Annotated in this window: 21 protein-coding genes; 5 read left to right on the top strand and 16 right to left on the bottom strand. The window is 40.5% G+C overall.

Annotation, left to right across the window (positions count from 1 at the left end; genetic code table 11):
• The first annotated feature begins 96 nt into the window (after window positions 1–96).
• Complete coding sequence (locus tag M313_RS0115990; protein WP_010197624.1) at window positions 97–441, top strand: YflT domain-containing protein; 345 nt, start codon at window positions 97–99, stop codon at window positions 439–441.
• A gap of 154 nt (window positions 442–595) precedes the next feature.
• A complete protein-coding gene (locus M313_RS0115995; protein WP_010197625.1) occupies window positions 596–1,993 on the top strand; it encodes a hypothetical protein in 1,398 nt (465 codons plus the stop codon).
• Window positions 1,994–2,037: 44 nt separating this feature from the next.
• On the opposite strand, the gene M313_RS0116000 is transcribed toward M313_RS0115995, so the two are convergent.
• Both M313_RS0116000 and M313_RS0116005 read right to left on the bottom strand, forming a co-directional pair.
• A complete protein-coding gene (locus tag M313_RS0116000) occupies window positions 2,038–3,753 on the bottom strand; it encodes a sensor histidine kinase (protein WP_010197626.1) in 1,716 nt (571 codons plus the stop codon).
• The gene (locus tag M313_RS0116005) at window positions 3,750–4,460 is read right to left on the bottom strand and encodes a response regulator transcription factor (protein ID WP_010197627.1); all 711 of its coding nucleotides are present in this window, start codon (window positions 4,458–4,460) and stop codon (window positions 3,750–3,752) included. Before M313_RS0116005 ends, M313_RS0116000 begins: the two co-directional genes overlap by 4 nt.
• A 92-nt stretch (window positions 4,461–4,552) precedes the next feature.
• On the opposite strand from M313_RS0116005, the gene M313_RS0116010 reads away from it, so the two are divergent.
• Both M313_RS0116010 and M313_RS0116015 read left to right on the top strand, forming a co-directional pair.
• Window positions 4,553–5,245 (top strand): ABC transporter permease subunit, encoded by a 693-nt coding sequence (locus M313_RS0116010; protein ID WP_010197628.1) that lies wholly within the window; start codon window positions 4,553–4,555, stop codon window positions 5,243–5,245.
• Window positions 5,245–6,177, top strand: coding sequence for an ABC transporter ATP-binding protein (locus tag M313_RS0116015; protein WP_010197629.1), 933 nt, complete (start codon window positions 5,245–5,247; stop codon window positions 6,175–6,177). The genes M313_RS0116010 and M313_RS0116015 overlap by 1 nt, the downstream gene beginning before the upstream one ends.
• Before the next feature lie 10 nt (window positions 6,178–6,187).
• On the opposite strand, the gene M313_RS0116020 is transcribed toward M313_RS0116015, so the two are convergent.
• A complete protein-coding gene (locus M313_RS0116020; protein ID WP_010197637.1) occupies window positions 6,188–7,384 on the bottom strand; it encodes a class I SAM-dependent rRNA methyltransferase in 1,197 nt (398 codons plus the stop codon).
• 95 nt (window positions 7,385–7,479) lie between these two features.
• Entirely contained in the window at window positions 7,480–8,349 is an 870-nt protein-coding gene (locus M313_RS0116025) for an SDH family Clp fold serine proteinase (protein WP_010197639.1), read from the bottom strand.
• Window positions 8,350–8,621: 272 nt separating this feature from the next.
• On the opposite strand from M313_RS0116025, the gene M313_RS0116030 reads away from it, so the two are divergent.
• Window positions 8,622–9,590, top strand: coding sequence for a M20/M25/M40 family metallo-hydrolase (locus M313_RS0116030; RefSeq protein WP_010197640.1), 969 nt, complete (start codon window positions 8,622–8,624; stop codon window positions 9,588–9,590).
• Between the two features lie 310 nt (window positions 9,591–9,900).
• Here M313_RS0116030 and M313_RS0116035 read toward each other — a convergent pair whose 3' ends face one another.
• The 12 genes from M313_RS0116035 to M313_RS0116080 all read right to left on the bottom strand — a co-directional run bounded on the left by M313_RS0116035 (window position 9,901) and on the right by M313_RS0116080 (window position 20,157).
• Window positions 9,901–10,173, bottom strand: a complete 273-nt coding sequence (locus M313_RS0116035) for a hypothetical protein (protein WP_010197642.1) — start codon at window positions 10,171–10,173, stop codon at window positions 9,901–9,903.
• An 803-nt stretch (window positions 10,174–10,976) separates the two neighbouring features.
• Window positions 10,977–11,249, bottom strand: a complete 273-nt coding sequence (locus M313_RS25390) for a hypothetical protein (RefSeq protein ID WP_083800960.1) — start codon at window positions 11,247–11,249, stop codon at window positions 10,977–10,979.
• A 98-nt stretch (window positions 11,250–11,347) separates the two neighbouring features.
• Window positions 11,348–11,533, bottom strand: a complete 186-nt coding sequence (locus M313_RS25910; RefSeq protein ID WP_157182491.1) for a hypothetical protein — start codon at window positions 11,531–11,533, stop codon at window positions 11,348–11,350.
• Between the two features lie 28 nt (window positions 11,534–11,561).
• Complete coding sequence (locus M313_RS23845; protein WP_010197647.1) at window positions 11,562–13,607, bottom strand: hypothetical protein; 2,046 nt, start codon at window positions 13,605–13,607, stop codon at window positions 11,562–11,564.
• A 321-nt stretch (window positions 13,608–13,928) separates the two neighbouring features.
• Window positions 13,929–14,504: a hypothetical protein gene (locus M313_RS0116045; protein WP_010197649.1), complete on the bottom strand. Its 576-nt coding sequence runs from the start codon at window positions 14,502–14,504 to the stop codon at window positions 13,929–13,931.
• Window positions 14,505–14,517: 13 nt separating this feature from the next.
• On the bottom strand, window positions 14,518–15,699 hold the full coding sequence (locus M313_RS0116050; protein ID WP_010197651.1) for a ParM/StbA family protein: 1,182 nt from the start codon (window positions 15,697–15,699) through the stop codon (window positions 14,518–14,520).
• Between the two features lie 336 nt (window positions 15,700–16,035).
• A complete protein-coding gene (locus tag M313_RS0116055; RefSeq protein WP_010197653.1) occupies window positions 16,036–16,995 on the bottom strand; it encodes a PDR/VanB family oxidoreductase in 960 nt (319 codons plus the stop codon).
• 21 nt (window positions 16,996–17,016) lie between these two features.
• Window positions 17,017–17,490, bottom strand: coding sequence for a dimethylamine monooxygenase subunit DmmA family protein (locus tag M313_RS0116060; protein ID WP_010197655.1), 474 nt, complete (start codon window positions 17,488–17,490; stop codon window positions 17,017–17,019).
• A complete protein-coding gene (locus M313_RS0116065; protein WP_010197657.1) occupies window positions 17,487–18,437 on the bottom strand; it encodes a heme-dependent oxidative N-demethylase family protein in 951 nt (316 codons plus the stop codon). The genes M313_RS0116060 and M313_RS0116065 overlap by 4 nt, the downstream gene beginning before the upstream one ends.
• 109 nt (window positions 18,438–18,546) lie before the next feature.
• On the bottom strand, window positions 18,547–19,350 hold the full coding sequence (locus M313_RS0116070; RefSeq protein WP_010197664.1) for an alpha/beta fold hydrolase: 804 nt from the start codon (window positions 19,348–19,350) through the stop codon (window positions 18,547–18,549).
• An 82-nt stretch (window positions 19,351–19,432) separates the two neighbouring features.
• Window positions 19,433–19,627: a helix-turn-helix transcriptional regulator gene (locus M313_RS0116075; protein ID WP_010197665.1), complete on the bottom strand. Its 195-nt coding sequence runs from the start codon at window positions 19,625–19,627 to the stop codon at window positions 19,433–19,435.
• 5 nt (window positions 19,628–19,632) lie between these two features.
• The gene (locus M313_RS0116080; protein ID WP_010197666.1) at window positions 19,633–20,157 is read right to left on the bottom strand and encodes a DUF6773 family protein; all 525 of its coding nucleotides are present in this window, start codon (window positions 20,155–20,157) and stop codon (window positions 19,633–19,635) included.
• Window positions 20,158–20,508 lie beyond the last annotated feature (351 nt).

Consider the following 20,508-nt stretch of genomic DNA (forward strand, 5'->3'; position numbering starts at 1 on the left):
ACAAGTTATGTAGGCAAAATAAAAAAATTTTCAAGAGCATGTTTCATTTTCAGTCAGCCGGGTATTTTTATTACATAACCAAGGAGGCGATAAAAAATGAAACCCACTTATAAAGAGTTTCAAAATGATGAACAAGTAGTAGGAGCAGTACAAGAGCTAAAAACCAGAGGTGTTCACGAGGATGATATTTATGTCATTACTCATGATGATGACCGTACGAAACGTGTAGCTGATAACGCTGATGCTAATACTGTTAGCGCCGGTGAAGTTGGTTTAGATACGTACGTAAAAAACATCTTCCGCAGCAAAGGTGATGAGCTTCGCGCTCAATTCCAGGAGTTAGGATTCACAGCTCCAGAAGCGGAACAGTTAGAGGAAAAGCTTGATCTCGGTAAAGTGATTCTAGTGGTAAAAGATACAACAGCAAGCTCAACATTATAAGAATTGAACGAAGTTTGACTCCCCCCCTTAAAATATAGAGAAGCGGATGGCCCTAGGTCGTCCGCTTCTTCGTTTTTTCTTTTTTTCCTTTTCATGTTACACTCTATATAAGCAATCTCTCAAAAAGGCGTACGACCAATTAGGAGGGAATTATATGACAAACAAAACAACCAGCATAAAAATCCAGCATGAGAAAAAGCATTTACACCTCACGCCAGCTAACCTTTACATGTATCAGGGATTTCAAGTCATAGAAGCTTATGATCAAGAGAACGCAGAATGTTATTATTTATATTTCTACAAAGCATCTTACCTCACTGGAAAATCCACATCTAAAATCAAACGTAAATCTCAGCTAAGTAACATTCTTCAAAAAGGTATCCGCTTCTCACCAGAACATCCGCTATTAGCCCATCTACTCAACCATAATAGAATTCACACATTTCCTGGCCTGACTCCGCTGTGGGAAAGAATACAGAAAAAATACTCGCCGCTCGAAGCTTCCAACATCCTCACCATATTCGATAACTATATGAAAAAAGAGAAAATCACTAAAGTGATGAAAGAGTCAGCGCTACAATACCGCAGGGAAGGTCAGCTCCTGCACACCTACCAACTTCTACGACTAATAACAGATATTTATCCTGCCAACAAGTGGGCACAGGAAATGTCTAAAAATCTTCAATATCAGACCTATCAATCACTCTATACTTCCCATCCATCCTCCTTGCTTTCCAAGGATCCGCTATATGTCGAGAAATACTGCTACGAGCATTTAGAGCATGACGATTCCAAGGACCTCCTGCTGCAACTTATGCAAAAAGAGGGCCGAAAAATGGAGCAACTCTCCTTATACACACATTTACTCATCACCAGTAAAAACGATGAACACACCTACTATAAGCAGATGATTGCCAACTTACCGCATGATTTCACAACCGATGAGAAGGTGGATCTTCTCAGCTATATTCTAAGGAAGCGCACCACTCACCATGAAGGGTTATATCATGATTTGCTCGGTTTATTGAAAAATTCTAACCGATATGAAGACCTTTTAATTCTACTTACTAAAAATAAATCCCTCATCACCGAAAAAGATTTTCCTTACGTGCAGGAAGCTTTACTGCAGGTAAAATGGATAGAGAATTCCGATTGGCTCAGTGAGCTTACCTTCCACTTTGATGAAGACATAACAACTAAACAAGTTCAGATCCTTTTTCAAACCTTTGTGCCAAACTTGCTTCAAATAAAAGGACTGGACTATACGGAGCAGTGGATCGCGCCTTATTGCGCAAGGTATCCAGGCATCCCAATCCTGATGAAGGTCAAGAAGATGGCTGCCCTGAAGGACGATCCGGACCAAATGTATGCACTCGGCGAACTATATTATGAGTTTAAACAGCTGTCAGAAGCGGTGGAGTGCTTTAACTGGGAGCTAGAGCTAGATCCATCCAACACTCGGTCTATAAAGTGGTTGTCGAAGCTCTATCTCGAGATGGGAATGGTGGAGGAATCTAAGTCGTATCAGTATATGTTGAGGGATGGTAGTTGAATAGTAATAGGGTCTGCCTGCTGATACAGGCAGACCCTTTAATTTTAGGAAGTAAGTTTTCCCAAATCGTTAGGCAACGTGATGGTGATGGTGGTCCCTTTTCCTTTTTCGCTTTCTACAAAGACATTTCCACCGTGTGCCAAGACCAGCTGGTGGGCGATGGCCATGCCAAGTCCGGTACCGTTTGATTTATCGGTTGTGCTGCCGCCTCTGTAGTAACGGTCAAACAATTTACTCTGTGTTTCATCATCCATCCCCACTCCGTTATCCTTTATGGTGATGAAGGTGTGGTCAAGGTTTCGTGAGACACTCAGCGTAATGTCCGTTCCTTTTGGGTTGTGCTTTTGTGCATTTGCAAGCAGGTTGGTGAGAATGCGGGTGAACCATTTGGAATCAACCGCCACACGAATTTCTTGTTCCACGTTTTCCATGAGTATTGTCGAATCTGTGTTGTTCAGTGACTTGATGACGTCCTTCATGAGAGGAACAATGTCCTGTTTGCTCTTTTCAATAGGTAATGCATTATTTTTCAAACGGTAAGTAAGGTTTAAATCCTCAATTAAGTCGCTCATATAGGAGGCTTTTTCTGTCATGGTGCTACCCATCGCCTGTATTTCTTCTTCTGTCCATTTGTATGACCCTGTTTCCAGTATTTTGGCATAGCCGTAGATGGAGCTTAAGGGAGTTTTCAGGTCATGGCTTAAGCCTGTAATCCACTCTTCCCTTGTCAGATCGACCCGTTTTTGGTATTGTTCGTTCTTTTCTAGTGTGTTGGCAAGTTTACGAATGGAAAAAAGGATGTCACGGAAAATCCGGAAGCGTTTGTGAAGCTTGCCGTTTTTTTTCCTAAATGGGATTTTCCCCTTTTTGTTCCTTGGTACCGATAAGTCACCCTTAGACATCCTCTTGATCCAGTTCATCATGTAAAGCAAAGGTACCCCAAACGTCCTGCCGTACCAAATAGAGAGCGCGATGATGATCACAAGAAGCACTACTATTACTAGTAGAAAGCTTTTGATTAAAGAGGCACCTACCAGACCGTCCAGTACGTCATCTGGTGCATAATAGGCATTATCCATCCCAACAACATAGACCTTGTCCCCTTCTGGTAAGGTGGAGATGTCGTATGTGTAGTTCCACGGGCTTTCCTTAATGGAAAGGAAGTCCCTGGCTGTAAGTGTAAGATCTTCCGGGGCATTCCATTGCTCGGTTTTTTCCCCATTGGAATTATATACTTGAAACCACGCTTCTTGGTTCTCAAGGAACTTTCTTCCTTCCTCTGTCAAAGTGGATAGCTCACCTAGTTTTTGCAGCTCAGCAAGTACCCCTTCGCTCAGGTTCTTCTCTCCGTACAACACCACAAGGTCACTGTCATCCTTAAAAACCCTCCAGTATGAAGTCCGGTAACCAGGAACTTTAAAATCGGCAAGCTCTTGAAAGGTGTATGCCTTCTTTAAATCTGCAGGAGCATTTACCTCTTTGACTACCACTCCATCTTTATTTATCAATTGCAGCCAGCCGCCATTTTGATGGACAGCTGTTTTCACTGTCTCACTAATGTGAATATCCTCTTCCGACTTCACATCCATTTCAAGCTCGAGAAAATATGGGTCCGTCCTTGTAAAACTTGCTTTCATTTCCGACTCTGTTAAGTGGGAGGCGAAGAATAATAATGCTGCGGTCAAAGCGATAATTATGATTACCAAGAGGACAAATAATTGTTTAACAAAATGAAAAGCCAGCTTCTTACTTACACTCATTTCTGATTACCTGCAGCAGGAACGAGTTTATACCCGATCCCTCTAACCGTTTTAATGTATTCAGGTTTGCTTGGATTTTCTTCAATCTTTTCTCTGAGCTTGCGGATATGGACCATGACAGTGTTTTCATCTACCAGGATATTATCTTTCCATACGTGATAATAGAGCTGTTCTTTTGTGAAAATTCGATTTGGATTTTTACAAAAGAACACTAGCAGGTGATAAAGCTGACCACTTAATACCACGCTCTCTCCCAGCACTGTAAGTTCTGCTGATTGGAGGTTCAGATTAAATCTGCCAAATTCAAGGACGTCCTCCTTTTTGCTCGTTGTGGTTTTTAAGTACCGACTAAGCTGCACTTTAATTCTTGCCACTACTTCTAACGGGTTGAACGGCTTGGTGATGTAATCATCTCCTCCGTGTGCGAATCCTGTCAATTTATCCAGATCTGAGGTTTTGGCGGATAGGAAAAAGATTGGTGCGTCTGTTGTTTTTCTGATTGCCTGGCAAATCTCATAACCTGTCATATCAGGGAGCATGATGTCGAGCAATATCAGGTCGTAAGCGTGATGTTTCAACTTGTGTAAAGCCATTTCTCCCGTACTGCATGTATCTACCTGTTGAAAGCCCTCTTTCGTTAACACTAATTTCATCATATCAATTATGGATTGTTCATCATCGACCATTAATATCCTTGCGTGTTCCATTTGTGAACTCCTTTTTAAGGTAATGTTAAGGTTCCCTTAATTTTCTAATAAACTACCATTATTATACTAAACTATGAAGGGAGCGAGATGAAATGTGGGCAATTTGTTTAAATGAATTTAAAGGACATTTTAAGAGTTTCAAGTCGATTGTGGTGATTGTGATTATTTTTGGTGTCACGTATTTAACTGCTGATTTGATGAGCAACCTGATGGCAACCTTTCCAGAAGAGGCGGCAGAGTTAGGGACAGATGGATATGCTACTGGGATTGTTATCTTAATCTTTGTGCTAGGTTTTTTCTTTATTACCGGCCTTTCTCATGACATTATCAACCGGGAAGTCAGCGAGCGGACGATGCGATTTTTAGTAACAAAGACTTCTAGATTGAATGTATTGATGGGAAAATATTTAGGCGTTTGGTTCTTTTGGCTTTTCTGTATGGTTATCTGTTTTCTGTTAATCACCATTAAATCAAAGGACTTTTTGTGGCTCGGTTTAATTGATACGATGCTGTTTCTTTCTGTAGCTTTGGCGTTAAATCTTGTATTTTCCATCGTGATACCAAAGCCTGGCGTTACGATGTTTGTAGGGATTACTTTTGCCTTAGTGTTTCCGGCTTTAAGCTTTTGGGCGATTTTCTCTGGGAAGCTTTACGTAACGTGGTTTAAGTTCCTCACCCCGTATTACTATTCTTCTCTATCAAACTATTACATCTTGATTAACGGATTGTATACAGTCTTATTGCTATTACTTGCCTATTGGTTGTTTAAGAGGAGGGACTTTTGATGAGTGTGATAGAGGCTGGACATTTAACGAAAGCTTTTGGAGGAAAAACGGTTGTCAATAAGGTGAATCTTACCGTTGCTAAAGGAGAAATATATGGGTTTCTTGGTCGGAATGGGGCCGGAAAATCGACTTTTATCAATATGATTACCGGGATCATCCTTCCCACTTCCGGTACGTTTAAACTGTTGGGGGAATCTGACCTTCAGAAGGTGCAGAACCGAATTGGAGTCCTTCCCGATTATTCGCAGTTTTACGATAGCAAGTCTGCTATTGACCATATCAAGTTTTTCGGGAAAATAAACGGGTGCAAATTATCTACCACGGAGGCAAATGCTGTCTTGGATCGGGTTGGTTTGTTGGAGCATGCCAAAAAGAAAGTGGGAAAGTTTTCGTTTGGGATGAAAAAGAAATTGGGGATTGCTCAGGCGATTGCCCATAATCCCGAGCTGATTTTCCTCGATGAACCGACGTCTGGTATTGATGCTGAGTCCGGGTTGAGCATCCAGCAGCTGATACGGGATCTACAGGCAGAAGGAAAGACTATTTTTATGACCTCTCATAACTTGAATGAAGTGGAGAAAATTTGTACGCGAATTGCGATTATGAAAGACGGTGCCATTATAAACGAAGGCACATTGGAAGAATTGCGTGCACATTATTCGTCTACCATCGAGGTGAAGATAAAACATTCTGTCCTTAAGAATCCAAATAGTGTTGGTCAGATGTTAAAGCGCTTTGCCACACAGGTTATTGCTGAAGAGCAGTATACGTTGTTTACGGTAGATTCCGAAGAGAAGATTGCTAGTATTGTTAAAGCATTTACGAAAGAACATATCGATGTTTATAGAATAAATGTGAATGAACCTTCCCTTGAGGAAATTTTTTTTGGAGGAATCCAGTACAAAGATGAAAGGAGCCAGCTAAGATGCTGACTCCTTTTCTTTATCCGATTCTTTTTATAAACAATACCTTCAAATAGTTCCCTTCCTTAAATTCCTTGATGGTGGAGAAGTCGCTTGGCAGGGAAAACTCTTCTACGAATTTGTATGCTACTTTATTTTCTTTAAATGCCTGGTCGATAAAGCCTTTGAACTTGTCCATGCCAAATGTAGCGGCATTGGTGGAGGCGACAATCAGGCCGTTCTTTTCGGTTATGGCAATGGCATCTGATACTAAGCTTGTGTAGTCTTTATCTGCTCGGAATGTCACCTTTTTGGAACGAGCAAAGCTTGGTGGATCCATGATGACTATATCGAATTTCAGGTTTTTCTTTTTCGCGTATTTGAAATAATGGAATACCTCTTCTACGAGAATGACCTGCGTTTTTTCGTCGATATTATTTACGTTAAATTGCTCAGTTGTTTTTGGCAGGCTGCGTTTGGCTAAATCTACGCTTGTCGTTTTGACGGCACCGCCTAATGCAGCATAAACAGAGAATGCACCTGTATAGGAAAAGGTGTTAAGGACTGTTTTCCCTTTGGCATATTTATCGCGTATGGTTTTCCTTACTTCCCGCTGATCAAGGAATACTCCGACCATCGCGCCATCGTTTAAATGCACGGCAAAATTGACGCCGTTTTCTTTGATGATAATGGGGGATGGTGCGCGTTCCCCTTTTACAAAATCATCGTCCTCTACATATTGACCGTCTGTGTTGAATCGTTTCTTTTCGTAAATCCCTTTGTATTCGATGACGCCTTCGATTGCTTCAAGAATCTCTTCGCTGAAGGAATAGATTCCTTTGCTGTACCAGTTAATCACAAGGTAGCCGTCAAAGTATTCAATAGTAAAACCGCCAATTCCGTCGCCTTCTCCGTTAAATAGGCGAAATGCGGTGGTGTCTTCTGCTTTCATAAGGGTGGAACGTTTGTTTATGGCTTTTTGAAGGGCAGCTTTGAAGAAAGGGATGTCCATATCTTCGTTAGGATCTTTGCTGACAATCCAGCCGTAGCCTTTGTTTTGGTTACCGTAGTAGCCTTTGCCGAGGAAGTTGTTCTGTTCGTCTACCAGCTTTACTAATGTTCCTTCTTCTTTCAGGTCATTGCCGTTAATAAGGGACTGTTTAGAGATAAGCGGGTAGCCGCTTTTGTATGGTTTGGTGAATTTATTTTTCACTTTAAGTGTTAGTTGCTGTCGCATGCTTTCATCCATTCTTTTTGGGTTTTTACTGTGGTTGTATTATATCGCAAAAGAGGAAAAAAGCCGAATTTGGCTAAAAGAAAGTCCTGAGTCCATCATGATGACTTCATAACTTTCATATACTGCTCGCTGTCATCAATCCAGCCTTCATAGTCTTTTGTGTTTATACAAACGGTTTTACCATATTGAGGGGATTCAATAAGAGCTTTCAATTTCCCGCGCTTATTATCTGTGTTACTTAAATCGAGTTCTCTTGAAACGTCGTCATAGATGGAATGAATCAGCTTCTCTTCTGTCTTACTTGGGTGAACAACGGGAAGTCCAATTCGTTCCACCTCATCTCTATAGAACCGGTAGTTGTGATGGGTATTGGATTCCAGGAAGTGATGGATGATTTCTTCAGGAGGCCGGTTACTGTTGTTGCCGATAAGATGAGGGGCATAGGTCCTTATCTGAGAAACGGTTCTTTCGGCATGCCCGATCAACAATGGGTGGACCTGACTCTCGATTAAGGCATTCAAGGGCTCCGCATTAGCACCTCTCGTATTCATGCTCACATTGCCGCTGGCGCTCGACATAAAATAGTTCATGTCCCTCCAGCTGATATTCATTCCATCGTTAATACGTTCATTTCGTACAGATGGATCAAAAGGGCTTAAGCTTGCCTGTCTGGTCATAAGAAGTCTGCTTGCCCCAAGGCTCAGCAATGTTCCTGCACTATGGGCAACCGTCGGAATGATTATTTCAAACTCTTCCACGTACTGCTTAATCAAATTTACTATATTAAAAGACGTGGTTGTATCGCCACCGCCAGTTCTTAAGAATAGGGATAACCGCCGAGGTTCTTCTAAGGCCTCCAAGTGTTTCGCCAATGGATCCAGGAGGTCGTCATATATACCGCTTACGATGACAATAATACTTGTGTCTCTCAAGCTTTCCAACGATTTGATAGTTTGTGATCTCATTTGTTTTTCCTCCACTTTATAGGCTTGTCCAAAGGCATGGGTTACTATTTTTTATATGCAGAAAAGTAGAGATTAGAACTTTTCCCTAGTACCAATATCGTCCAAAAAGTAGAGATGTAAACTTGATGATAAACGTTGATTAAACAACGCTGAAGCTAAATAGATAGTAAGACCTATTTTGCTGTTATTGACTGGATAATTGTTGAAACTATTAATCTCTTATTTTATAATTATGCAATGTATTTAATAATTATAAGTACAGAGGAATTAATATGAAGAAGATATTTTTAGTAACAACATTAATTTGGATGGTGGCAGTGTCAGCGGTTTCTGCGGCCAATGGAGCTTCTTTGGTACATAAAAAAGGTTCTCTTTCTTATAAGCACACGCAATACTTGTCTGAAACAATCGGCCCTCGTGTAGCTGCTTCAGAGGAAGAGGCTGAGGCAAGGGAGTATATTAAAGGGCAATTCGAAAAGATGGGGTATGAAACCCAAGTGCAGGATTTTTCTTATGCACGCAGAGGAACATCGTACGATTCTGCCAATGTGGTGGCATTTAAACCAGGTAAAAGCAAGAAAGTATTAGTAGTTGGAGCTCACTATGACTCTGTGGCAAGAGGAAAAGGTTCCGATGATAATGCTTCTGGTGTCGCGGTGATGCTTGAGGCGGCTGAAGTGCTCAAAAAGATTCCAACGCCTTACAGTATCGTGTTTGTGGCATTTGGAGCGGAGGAAGTCGAGCTACAAGGGTCGAACTACTTTGTCAGTCAAATGAGTGCGAAAGATATTGAGAATACAGTCGGAATGATTAACTTGGACAGCTTGGCAGTTGGGGATTTTATGTATGTTCATGGTAGTCTTGGTGAGGACGGGTTCTTGCGTGATCATGCCCTTGCGATTGCCGATAAGAAAAAGTTGGATCTTCGCATCAACGAAGGATTAAATTCTGATTATCCTGCTGGTACAACTGGTGATTGGAGTGATCATGCACCTTTTAAAGAAGTAGGAATTCCCTATGCTTATTTTGAATCAACAAACTGGGAGATCGGGGATCAAGATGGTTATACTCAGACAGAAGAGTATGGTGGAATCTGGCATACTGAGAACGACACTCTGGAGTTTATCCAGCAGGCTTATCCTGGGAGATTGGAAGAGAGGTTAAAAACATACTCCACTGTTCTGATTGACTTGTTGAAGTTCACGGGTAAAACGAGTACAGAGAAAAATAAGGTGAATTGATGCTTCCCTGATGATTGGTTGATGCCATTGGGGAAGTATTTTTGAGTTTATCTATTAATCCTCCTCCAAATCAATGATGCAATCAGGAGTATAATACCAACTGAAGCCCCAATAATTTGGTCTATAGAAGTTCACCCGTTCTGAAATAACGAATAGTAAAAGTTCCTCCAAAAATAGCTATTATAGTAACTGATAATTGAATAAGATATGAGTTAATATTCATCGAATACCTCCAATCTATAGGACTGTCTTAACACTTCATTTATTCATTTCATCTGCCCAATTCTTGAACAAATGCAAATCAGAGCTTTTATTTTTCTGATTTCAATTTATCAATATATCCTTTTCCTTCTATGAGTGAGAGTCCCCATTCTTCTCTTCCTTTTTTAATCGCTTTTACGTCTTGTCCCTCTTCAATCAGCTTACGAAGTTCTTCAATTAGCGGATTTTCCGGTATTTCGGAATGTTTGGTTACGTGGTCTAAGGTGTATTGCATTTTTTTCATGCGTCCCTCTAATTTGTTCACTTTAGCCGATAAATTAATTATGATTAGTGCGGTTAATAAAATTAGAATGTATTCCATTTATTTTTAACCTCCCTATTGAATGTTTCGTATATCTTTTTTACGTAATAGAAGTAGAAAAGTTTCGATATTAGACTAATTAGCCTTAGTCGCAGGGATAGGGATTTTCTTATCGTCGGCGATGAGGACCTCTCTTCTTATTTTTTCTTGCCACTGAGGTCTTCATAACCACTATGAGAACCTCTCTCCTCCTTTTTCCTCGTCACTGAGGTCTTCATAACGGCGATGAGAACCTCTCTTCTCCATTTTTACTCGTCACTGGGGTCTTCATAACGGCGATGAGAACCTCTCTTCTCCTTTTTCTTTGCCACTGAGGTCTTCATAACGGCGATGAGAACCTCTCTTCTCCTTTTTCTTTGCCACTGAGGTCTTCATAACGGCGATGAGAACCTCTAGAATTCCCTTGGCATAAACGACAAAAAAGCAGGTCTAATTACTATGAGAATTAGACCTGCTTTTTTTAAATTTTTTTTAAAAATTGCCTCTCACGACGAGACTTCTTTAGTTAAATAGGTTAGCGTGAATTTTGGTAAGAGCGGGTGGGGTCAGGCACCTGCGTTGTTTGGCTGTGGTTCTTTGGTTGTTTGTTTTAGGTGCCAGACCCCTTGCGCTACGTTTTGTTGTTTGATGCTCTTTTGTTGCTGTAACCAAGTTTGGGTGTCGATCTCTTTTAATCTTTGTTTTTAGTTTTTAGTACGTTGGCAGCATTTCATTCTCTTCGCATGCTTTGACCATGAATTCGTATTGGAGCAGGCGTGCTTCGAATAGTTTCAGTGGGTCGTAGTAGCGTTCTGGGCTTGCTTTCATTTGTTCTTAGTTTTTTGTTGGCGTTGTGGATGGCGTGTTCTGTGTCTTCCACTGTTTTTATTCAGTTCTGTGAATGGTGCTTCGTAGAACATGTTGATGTCGGCTTTTAGTGCCTTTTCAAACAGGTCGAATTCTAGGAAGAACTTATCCACGACGGACTGTGCCACATCTGTGAAGCGTTCGTTTTCAATGTATTTCTTATACTGAGTGAAAAGCAGTTGATTGCTCTGCTGCAAGGAACCGAACAGGCGGCCTGCCCCTTTTAGCAAGTATTGAGTGGTGCTTGGGGCGGTTTAGGATGTTTTCCTTTTCCACTTCCACTCTGCTTAGAATTCTGTTGATGTCACGGCGCCAGTCTTCCATGACTTTAAAAGTCGCAGTTCAAATGCATCTTCTCTTCCTTGTAGAGACCGTTGAACGTTCCGCTCATTTCATGCAAGTACTCTTGGCTGTCAATCAGTTCACGGTTGGATGTATCGAGCCACAGTTGAAGCTCCTGGCGCAACCTAGGCAACAGGTCAGAATGCATATAGGTCCGGATTGTCTCATTCATTCGCTCATTTAACTCGAGATGCAATGTTTTAAAGTTTGCTGTCTTCCTTCACATAGCTAGAGCATTCTCTAAGCAGGCGAGGAATAGTTTTCGTTGCTTCTCGTTTCATTTCAATCGTCACAGCACGGTAGTTTTCAGTAATACTGCGAATCTTCTCTGATTCTGCATCATGCAGATGGTTGATAAAACCACTTAGTCTGCTAAGAATATCTTCATTGAACTCCACCGTGTTGGTCAGGTTATCTTCCATCGCAATTCGGCTGTCCAGCAATTCTGTTAAGGTAGAACGAATCAGTTGCAGCAACTTGGTTGCGCGGCGTTCTTCCACTGCTTTTGCACGCAGTTTGAAATTGGCCTCCATGAAAGTTGCCAACCCTTGATGCTGCTTGCTTGCCGAACGAAGGGAGGAGTAAGGGAATACTCTCGCATCCGGGAAGAATTCGTTGATGCGGTGTTTTGCTTCCTCCACAATCTGCGCTGCTTCTGCTTCGTGGAAAGCAGTATCCATTTTATTAATGACAAAGTGTACCGGCACTTCCGGCGCGCGCTCTTTAATTTTCACCAGTACTTTCAGTTCATCTTCTGTAAAAGGTGTTTGCGCGTCTAAAATGTATAATAGTCCGTCTGATAACGGGATATATTTCATTGTTTCGTTGTTATCAATCGCGTCTACGCTGAATTCCGGTGTGCTGATTAAAGAGTATTCCTCATCTTCTAGGAACTGAGATGGCCATTTAAGGTCAATTATGGACCCTGCTTTGTGCTCACTAATGTCCCCTAAAGCAGAAGTGCCTGTAGTGGAAATCTCATTCATCTCTGCAATATCACCGTTGGAAGAAACAAATACCGGAACCGTTTCATCCCCAAGAAGCTTTTCGCCAATAATGGAATTGATGAAGGAAGTCTTCCCATTTTGAACGGTACCTGTAACAACTAGGTTTTTTCTGTTTAAATTGCTAAGATGCGAGAATAGCCATTTCTTTTGATGCGCCACTTCAAGGTGGTTATCTTTTGCCCAATTGATCAGCGTCTTGAACAACTCGACCGTATAACTCAACTGGATGCTATCATGCTCATAATGGAAAATTCTGTTTTCTGCGTCCGCCAATACATGCGCAGGTAATGCTGTTGGGAATACTTCATTCCAAGACATTACCGCTGCAGAAGCAAACAGGGATTTAGATCTGTTGGATACTTTCAGCCAGTTTCCAAGTAGATCCGGTACAATGCCTTGCAGTTCTTTGATTAAGTATTCTCCCTCAATAAGAGATAAATAGGTATGTTGATGCAGTTCCTCTACTTTTGTCCAAGAGGCCTCCGAATCTCTGTCCAAAGCCATGAATAAATGATTTGCCGTCTTCACCCATTCTAAATACATTGGATGGTTTTCGTAACTGTTCCATAACGCAGCTGTGATTTCTTCAAATTTCCGTTGATTAATCTCAAGCAACTTTAACAGGACTTCTTGAAAATAATCAGGAGTGAATTCTTTTGTATAACCAGCTTCTATATAGTATTTCAAGCAATCGTACCAAGCTTCCGAACCGGTTCTCAATGCCTCACTAACAGCCAACTCCACTGCATGCTGACTGTCTTCTTGCTCTTCATAAAAGGTGCGGGCAGTTTGTGTGACATGCGGATAATCTGGATCGATCGCAATTGCTTTTTTAATATTTTTATAGGCATTCTCCAGTTTTTCACGCTGAATATATAAAGTGAATAGCTGAAGGGCCACTTCTATTTTAAGTGTTTTATTATCTGTATTAATTTTGGCGTAGATATCTTCCGCTTCTACTAACATTCCTAAATCATAGTATGCATCTGCAATATTTTTCTTCGCCCAAGGTTCCAATTCATTGTGAACATTCTCCCACTTGTATATAGCACTCTCGTAATCTTTGCTATGAAAATATACTTCTCCTTGCGCATACCGAATAAACGAGAGATCTGACACCTCGTTGTTCTGCTCTGCCAGGAAGGCTTCTCCAAGCACTTGAACAGGATGCTTTGTCTCCACATCCAGCATAAATGTTTCAAAATACGTCTTGCTGATAAATTTGTTTTCCTGTGTCATTTTACCCTCCACCAATCATTTCACATTATTTTCGTAATTAAAATGATCTAGTAACTTCGTCTCTTGATACAAAAATAGTTATTCTGCTATATAGTTCGAATGTCTTTTGGATTTTAGGACCATTCTATTCTATACCCTTTTTACCGCAGCTATAACTAATTTGCTAACAAATATTGACCTCATACTACCATATTTCCCGGGAATAGAAAAAGAGCCTAAAATGGTTAGGCCCTTCCTACTTTAGACTCTCTTTTCTTATTTCATTTTTGATTTATACCGACATAACTAAGGCCGCTAATTTCATAGCGACCTTAGAATAAATTACTTATTCATATGGGAGAGAAAATCTCCCAATATCTTATCGACATCTTCCACATCCAACTCTTCCTCTTCTTCTGTGGAAGCCTGCTCTTGTAGAGCTGAGTCCCAGTCAAAAGAGTCTAAATCATCATCATTCAAGGTGTCTTTATCATTCATTTTCTCGTCCACTCTTTGTTCAGGACGGTACTGGGTTTCTTCTTGCAAGTACAAAGCTTGGTCAATATCAGTGGAATTGCTATTCATAGCCGCCAAAATACTTGTTGCACGAACAGGGTCTGAAAGCAATTGATAGACAATATTGCCGAGCAATGCTTCTGAATGTTGATGCTTCAGCCAATCTCTTTGTGTTTTAGATAAAGATTTGGGAAGAGGGATAGAGATGGTCTCTTTCTCCCGTGCATGTGAACTTGTCACACCTTGGAGAACAAATTCCGCTATTTTACTAGAGAAATTCCTTCTTTCAGTCTCTTTAAGACGTTGTAAATGTTTAATTAGATGGTCAGGCGTATCAGAAGGGATACGAAACGAAATAGCTTGTCCCCTCTGAATCCCCTGACTCGAACTGGAATTCTTCATCCAATCACCTTATTTACGCTTTCACAGGTTTTTGTTGTTCTTTGGACTCTTTATCCTTGCCCGTTTTCTTTACGTAGTCAGCAATCAATTTGTAGTAGGCATTTGCCATCATCCAGATGCTTTCCTTTTCATCTTCAAAGAAGTCAATGTTGTAGCCATCCAAATTGTTGTTCAGTGTCTTTAAATATTCTTTCAACACAGTAGATCCACCACCGACAAAATAGCAAATCTCGGTTTGGGAATTCTTCTGCCAAATATTTCTCAACAGACGGTATTGTTTTTTCGCTAAGTCTAAAAGAATGCGATCCGTGATATCATGCACGCTCGTTCTGCTACCACGTACCATGATGTGGTTGCGGTCATTCTTTTTCGTAATAATCTCTACCACATCTCTTCTGCTATCAAGCTCAATACCGTGCTTAGAACGGATTTCTTCACGGATCTGCTCAAGTGCTTCAGATACTCCAAGATTGAAGCCTTGTGCTTTGTCATCATCCACATTACGGTTCTTGATGACAGCGATATCTGTGGAAAGACCGCCGATATCTTGGATAAGGATACGTTTATCGATCAGGTCCTTGTTGATGATGTTGCCGTTGTTATCTAATACAAGGTTGATATAAGCTGCGAAGCCCTCTGGATAAACCTTGATCTCATCAAATTTAATATTTACTTTAATGCCTTGGTATTTAGGTGTAATCAAGAATTCCACCTGATGAACAGAACCTAGAAGTTTGGAACGGTAGCCTGCATCCTTGCCTTCTTTTACTTCTCTAAGTGGAAGACCTGTTCCTAATGTGTAGTTTGCATCTACTACATTTTTATTACGAGGGAATGTTTTTTCATTTTGAGCACTTACTGCATCCAAAGCTAAAGTAGCAAATAACATAACTAATGTTTGGTCTTCTTCAGATTTGCTGCTACCTGGATCTAATTCTGTTGCATTATTGCTTTTAGTTGCCAGGTTCCCGATACGATAGATGGCGTTATTGTCCATCAGGGCAGGGGAGTGAACGCGAACATGAATACCATCTAGTGGATCCTTGCTGTCCAACTCTTCAATTCCTATTACTGGGCGATCTTCAATATCTCTAGCAATAACATTTGGAATGTTTAATTCTGAATCCAATTTTCCAAAAATAGCTTTAATAGAATCATTACCTACGTCGACTGCTGCAATTCTTGAATAACTCATTTTCATCTTCCTTTCTTTTCCTCAATACAATATTTGTTTCCTGTAGAAGAAAATAAAACTAGTAAGTATATAGTAAGCGTACAGAAAGTTTCTCTACTATTCAATCATTCTCGTGAAAAGTAATGAAAGTGTAAAAAATGTTTACGTTAATGTGTACAAGTGTATACACGTATACATTTACGTTTACTTGTATTCTTTTATTGTACACACCCCTTTATATCAACGTGTTTACGTGTTTGTATACAAGTTTACATATTTGTACACTTTTGTATACATTATGTATACTTGTGTACGGAATATGTATACTTCTACAATATCCCAATTTCATTTCTATTTTTAACTGTAATCAACCTTCAAAGTTTTCGTTTTACTCCGGGATACACATGGTAAAAAACAAGCTTGGGATCCTTTTTGCTTAGTTGATAAGAAAGAATCATTATGTTCCGCCTCCCCTTCCAAGATGGAAAGTTCACAAGTTCCACAACGGCCAACTTTACAAGAATGCGGAACAGGGTATCCTGCTTCCAATAAAACATCCAATGTAGACTTCTCGGCAGGAACAGTCAAAAAACTGCCATTTGCGAGCTGTAAAATGAAAGAACGAGGTTTGAATATGGTAGGAGGTGAAAAATACTCATTATGAATGCTTGCTTTAGGATAGCCAATAATTGTAGCAGCACGTGAAAAAGAGGAAGTAAACCCTTCTGGACCACATAAATATACATGGGTACCAATATACTGATCTAATAGGATGGTAGTGTTTATACGATTCTCTTGTTTTGTGAAATAAAAATGTGTGTGCTGTGGGTATTCATTTTTTAAATAGGAATAGAAAGCACAGTCATCTTTAGTTTTTGTAGAATAATGAAGTTCAAATGAAGAACCCTGTTCCTTACATTCACGCATCATAGATAAAAACGGAGTAATACCAATTCCAGCTGCAATGAAAACATGATGTCGGGCCTGAAAACTAAGAGGAAAATAGTTTTTGGGGAAACTAATTTGTAAGATATCTCCTATTTGAGCTTTATTATGTAAATAAGATGAACCTCCAGAGGATTTTTCATGGAGTTTGACTGCAATTTGGTAGTTATCCGTGCTATCCTGACTGCCAATTAACGAATATCTTCGTTCAAAGTCCCCTCCCCTTCCGTTAAAAAATAAAATTATGTGAGATCCAGGGCTAAAGGCAGGTAAGGCGCTTTTATTTGTTTGAACGAGAGTAAAACGCTTAATAGTTTCCGTCTCTTGTACTATTTCATTTATCTCAACCTGTAACCTATTATCTAGTTTCACCTCATCTTCCCTCCATTCCTATTAAACTTCTGCAACATACCCTAAGTAAGCATCTTTTATTGGAGAATAATGATCAGATAACTCCAGCTTCAAGCTGCACGCCGGACAATTCAAAATTCCCCTTTTAATACTCTCACCGCACACAATTGAAATGACATGGCATCTACAACAAAAAATTCTCTTTTCTTCCTTTCCTACCATAATGTATTGAGCTTCCTCAGGGGAATAGCCAAGCTTTGTAGCCATTGATAGGACTTTTCTTAGCTTATTCCCTTCTGCTGCAACATAAAGGAAAGTCCCCATTTTCTGCCTCTCAAGTTTTCTGTCCACCTCAGAAGAACACTCCGAAAGTAGGTTTATTTCTTCAAAAGACATCTTCTCGTTCGATAAAATCATCTTGATTGGACTCAAGCTATCTAAGCCTTCCTCATCTCCACAAAGAACGTAGTACTTTTTTCCTGGTTGGAAGATTGGTTCGTTCTTTATATCGTTCACAGAACACCATCCTCTTTCTTTTCGATATACGCCAAAACTTTATCCTTGTATAATGAAATCCCTTTATACTCTGCAATATGAGACGGCAGCTCCCTTAAAATTTGATAGAATTGACGCCGCCATTCTGTGATTTCAATCAGCTTTTCAAGGGGTAACAGATGTGTATGGATGGTAAACAGGATGGCATGGGAACGAGGCAAGCGATAGAGCTTTTGAACCTCCACCCGTAAATGGACGAACTCCCCTGCATTGTCCAAGGTTACCTTCTTTCTGTCCTTTCCCCATACGTCAAAGCTTTCTAAGGAAGTGTCCATTCTGTTCCCGGCCATAAGGGACCAATTCTTCCTTCCCCATGGGTTGCCCGCTTCCAACCTTAATAAGAATTGCAAGATTCGCTCGTCCAACCCTTCTTCTTTAAATCCGGGAATCGGAAAGTGAATATTTTTAAAGCTCATGCCGTGGTTAAAGGCCAATGACCAATTAGCAGGAAAACAGAGCTGGCCAGCATCCAGATAAAGATCACCGTCTCGCTGCAACATCAAGATTAAATCTTCCTGCACATGCCTACCGATGAAATCAAGAGGCTCGAATGGCAAATTGGTTGCATCCCCCATCTTAAATTCACACTCTTCTTGAAGCAGGTGGTTGATGAAAATGTGATTTTGTCCTTCTCTCTTAAAGGAAAAGTTTTTTGGAAAATAGGTTGAGAGGTCTGTCATGACAAACTCCAACGCTTCCCACTGGGCCTTGTTTGTATGAGGAAAGGATTGAAAACAACGAGAATGATGATCCGATAATAAGGATCTTTTGAGTTGAATTTCCTTTAGATAGCCCTCTGTAATGTCGATGCTTTTGGGAGGAGTCAGAAGGGTCGAGTTATTTGAATAACGATAGGTGTCACCTTTGAACGGATAGGGAAAACTCTTCATTTCTTCGGTCAGCTTCATATCTCTCGCCCCTTTTTCAGAATATTATATACTTTCATTCTAAGGAAAAAGACCTGGTTCATCAAGACGAAGGGCCTGGCCAGTTATTTCAACTGTGGCCAGGCCCTTTTTAGAGTGATTTTATAAAGTTGGATACTTCGGTGTTAAATCGTTCCGTCTCTTCAAGGAATGGACAATGACAGCTTTCTTCAAACAGAACCAGTTCACTGTTAGCTATGGCTTCCTTCAAGTGTTCCCCCGCTGCAACTGGGATGAGCTTTTCCACTTTTCCAAAGCAGAGTAAAGTTGGTTTAGATAAAGAGGGGAAAGTTGAACGGTAATCCACCACCGATTGGTCAAATAGAATGGCGCTTGCCACACCTGTCATAGGTTTCATGGTTTCCTCAAGCATCCACTCCATCTCTTCAGGTGCAACGTCCTCTTTAAACATAAGTGGAATAAATCCTCTCAAGAAGTCCACCCTGTTATCTTGCACCTCTCTCATAAAGTGAGTCAATGTAGGCAAATCAAAGGCACCAATGGGAAAATCTGGCCACTTGAAATCGGAAGCAAGTTCATCCACTATAACCGTTCCTTTAACGTTCGACTCACCAAATTGCTGAAGGTATTCCCAAATTACAAACGCCCCCATCGACCAGCCAACCAGCACAACATCCTTTAGGTCCAGCTTCGTGATGAATGCTTGTAAATCTTTTGCATACGTGGAAATGGTGTGGCCTTCCGTAACTAGTGCAGAGTCACCATGTCCCCTTAAATCAATGGTGATTGCACGATGTTCCTTGCTGAAAAATGGCAGCTGATTCTTGAAGAATTTTCTGCTCATCCAAACACCATGAATAAAGATAACTGGTGTCCCCTCTCCATGGTCGTCATAATAAAGCTCAACACTAGTTTCTAATTCGATTGTAGGCAAAAAAATCCCCCCTAATAAGTGATATACATAAGTATATTTTCATAGTGGGGGAATTATCTCCATTTGATATATGTCTGTTTTCTTATTCTTGCCAGAATAACTGATCTAACGTTTTGGATAGGGCTTTGCATATAGATAGACATAAGCTCAGACTTGGGTTGTATTTGCCGAGTTCGATGAGACCGATTGTTTGCCTGGACACCCCTACAATCTTGGCCAGTTCGTCCTGAGACAAGTCCTTTTCCACTCTCGCCATTTTCATTTTTAAGTTTTTCATGTTGTTCACCGCTCTATTTCGTCTTCGTCTAATTCTTTTTCTGCCGCCTTTTTGCTACGATTCATCGCAGCAAGGAACGTACTTCCTGATAGCAATACTAAAAACGGTATATAAATTATTAGAGAAACAAAGAACACCATGAAAAAGTAGGAGTATGCCTGTGCAGTAGTGTCCGCATAATTGAAGGCGCTGTTTAAGCCGAAGAAAATTGCTATGATGACACCGAAAGCTCCACCCCATATAAGAGTCTTCCACTTCATCGGCACCTTGCTTTTCCGGTCATGCATTTCTACCTCATCTGACAAGACCCCTAAGCTTGAACCCCTTGCCGTATAGTAAACACCTTGGAGGAAAAGTATTGCTAACTCTGTGTTGATGGAGCTAACACCAAAGCCGTACTGGTAAAACTTAAATCCTATGGAAATAAGACAAACTGCCATCACTAGATAATAGATTTCACGATAAATCTTGTTCTGAGCCATTACAATCCGCTCATCTTCCACCTTTGTTGATCCGCCAAAAAAACTCATTTCCCTGCACCCCTTTGTAAAATATGGATTATACTTATATTATACATTTTATATTACTTTGTGCAATATATATATGTCATTTAGCCAAATATATTTTATTGCTTATGTAATGAGGAGTTTGTTCCAATTGCGTTTAGAGGACTTTTTCCACTCAAAAACTTATCGGGCGATTTTACGGGTGTTTCGGGCGATAATTAGATTTTACGGGCGATTTTTAAAGTTAACGGGCGATTCTGGACTGCAATCGGGCGATAATTTCAATTTACGGGCGATTTTCACGAGTAATCGGGCGAAACCTAATATCCGACAAATTCCGCAAACAAAAAAAAGCCGAAATAAGAGAATCTCGAC

The sequence above is a fragment of the Bacillus sp. m3-13 genome, assembly GCF_000175075.1.
Lineage (GTDB): Bacteria > Bacillota > Bacilli > Bacillales > Bacillaceae_I > Sutcliffiella_A > Sutcliffiella_A horikoshii_C.

Excerpts from the sequence above, each read along its gene's own strand:
- M313_RS0116065 (WP_010197657.1), bottom strand. The coding sequence starts at position 18,437 with ATGAAGCTGACCGAAGAAATGAAGAGTTTTCCCTATCCGTTCAAAGGT.
- M313_RS0116035 (WP_010197642.1), bottom strand. The coding sequence starts at position 10,173 with ATGGAATACATTCTAATTTTATTAACCGCACTAATCATAATTAATTTA.
- M313_RS25910 (WP_157182491.1), bottom strand. The coding sequence starts at position 11,533 with ATGAATGAGACAATCCGGACCTATATGCATTCTGACCTGTTGCCTAGG.
- M313_RS0116045 (WP_010197649.1), bottom strand. The coding sequence starts at position 14,504 with ATGAAGAATTCCAGTTCGAGTCAGGGGATTCAGAGGGGACAAGCTATT.
- M313_RS0116025 (WP_010197639.1), bottom strand. The coding sequence starts at position 8,349 with ATGAGATCACAAACTATCAAATCGTTGGAAAGCTTGAGAGACACAAGT.
- M313_RS0115990 (WP_010197624.1), top strand. The coding sequence starts at position 97 with ATGAAACCCACTTATAAAGAGTTTCAAAATGATGAACAAGTAGTAGGA.
- M313_RS0116010 (WP_010197628.1), top strand. The coding sequence starts at position 4,553 with ATGTGGGCAATTTGTTTAAATGAATTTAAAGGACATTTTAAGAGTTTC.
- M313_RS0116080 (WP_010197666.1), bottom strand. The coding sequence starts at position 20,157 with ATGAGTTTTTTTGGCGGATCAACAAAGGTGGAAGATGAGCGGATTGTA.
- M313_RS0116000 (WP_010197626.1), bottom strand. The coding sequence starts at position 3,753 with ATGAGTGTAAGTAAGAAGCTGGCTTTTCATTTTGTTAAACAATTATTT.
- M313_RS0116005 (WP_010197627.1), bottom strand. The coding sequence starts at position 4,460 with ATGGAACACGCAAGGATATTAATGGTCGATGATGAACAATCCATAATT.
- M313_RS0116015 (WP_010197629.1), top strand. The coding sequence starts at position 5,245 with ATGAGTGTGATAGAGGCTGGACATTTAACGAAAGCTTTTGGAGGAAAA.
- M313_RS0116030 (WP_010197640.1), top strand. The coding sequence starts at position 8,622 with ATGAAGAAGATATTTTTAGTAACAACATTAATTTGGATGGTGGCAGTG.
- M313_RS23845 (WP_010197647.1), bottom strand. The coding sequence starts at position 13,607 with ATGACACAGGAAAACAAATTTATCAGCAAGACGTATTTTGAAACATTT.
- M313_RS0116050 (WP_010197651.1), bottom strand. The coding sequence starts at position 15,699 with ATGAGTTATTCAAGAATTGCAGCAGTCGACGTAGGTAATGATTCTATT.
- M313_RS0116020 (WP_010197637.1), bottom strand. The coding sequence starts at position 7,384 with ATGCGACAGCAACTAACACTTAAAGTGAAAAATAAATTCACCAAACCA.
- M313_RS0115995 (WP_010197625.1), top strand. The coding sequence starts at position 596 with ATGACAAACAAAACAACCAGCATAAAAATCCAGCATGAGAAAAAGCAT.
- M313_RS0116075 (WP_010197665.1), bottom strand. The coding sequence starts at position 19,627 with ATGAAAAACTTAAAAATGAAAATGGCGAGAGTGGAAAAGGACTTGTCT.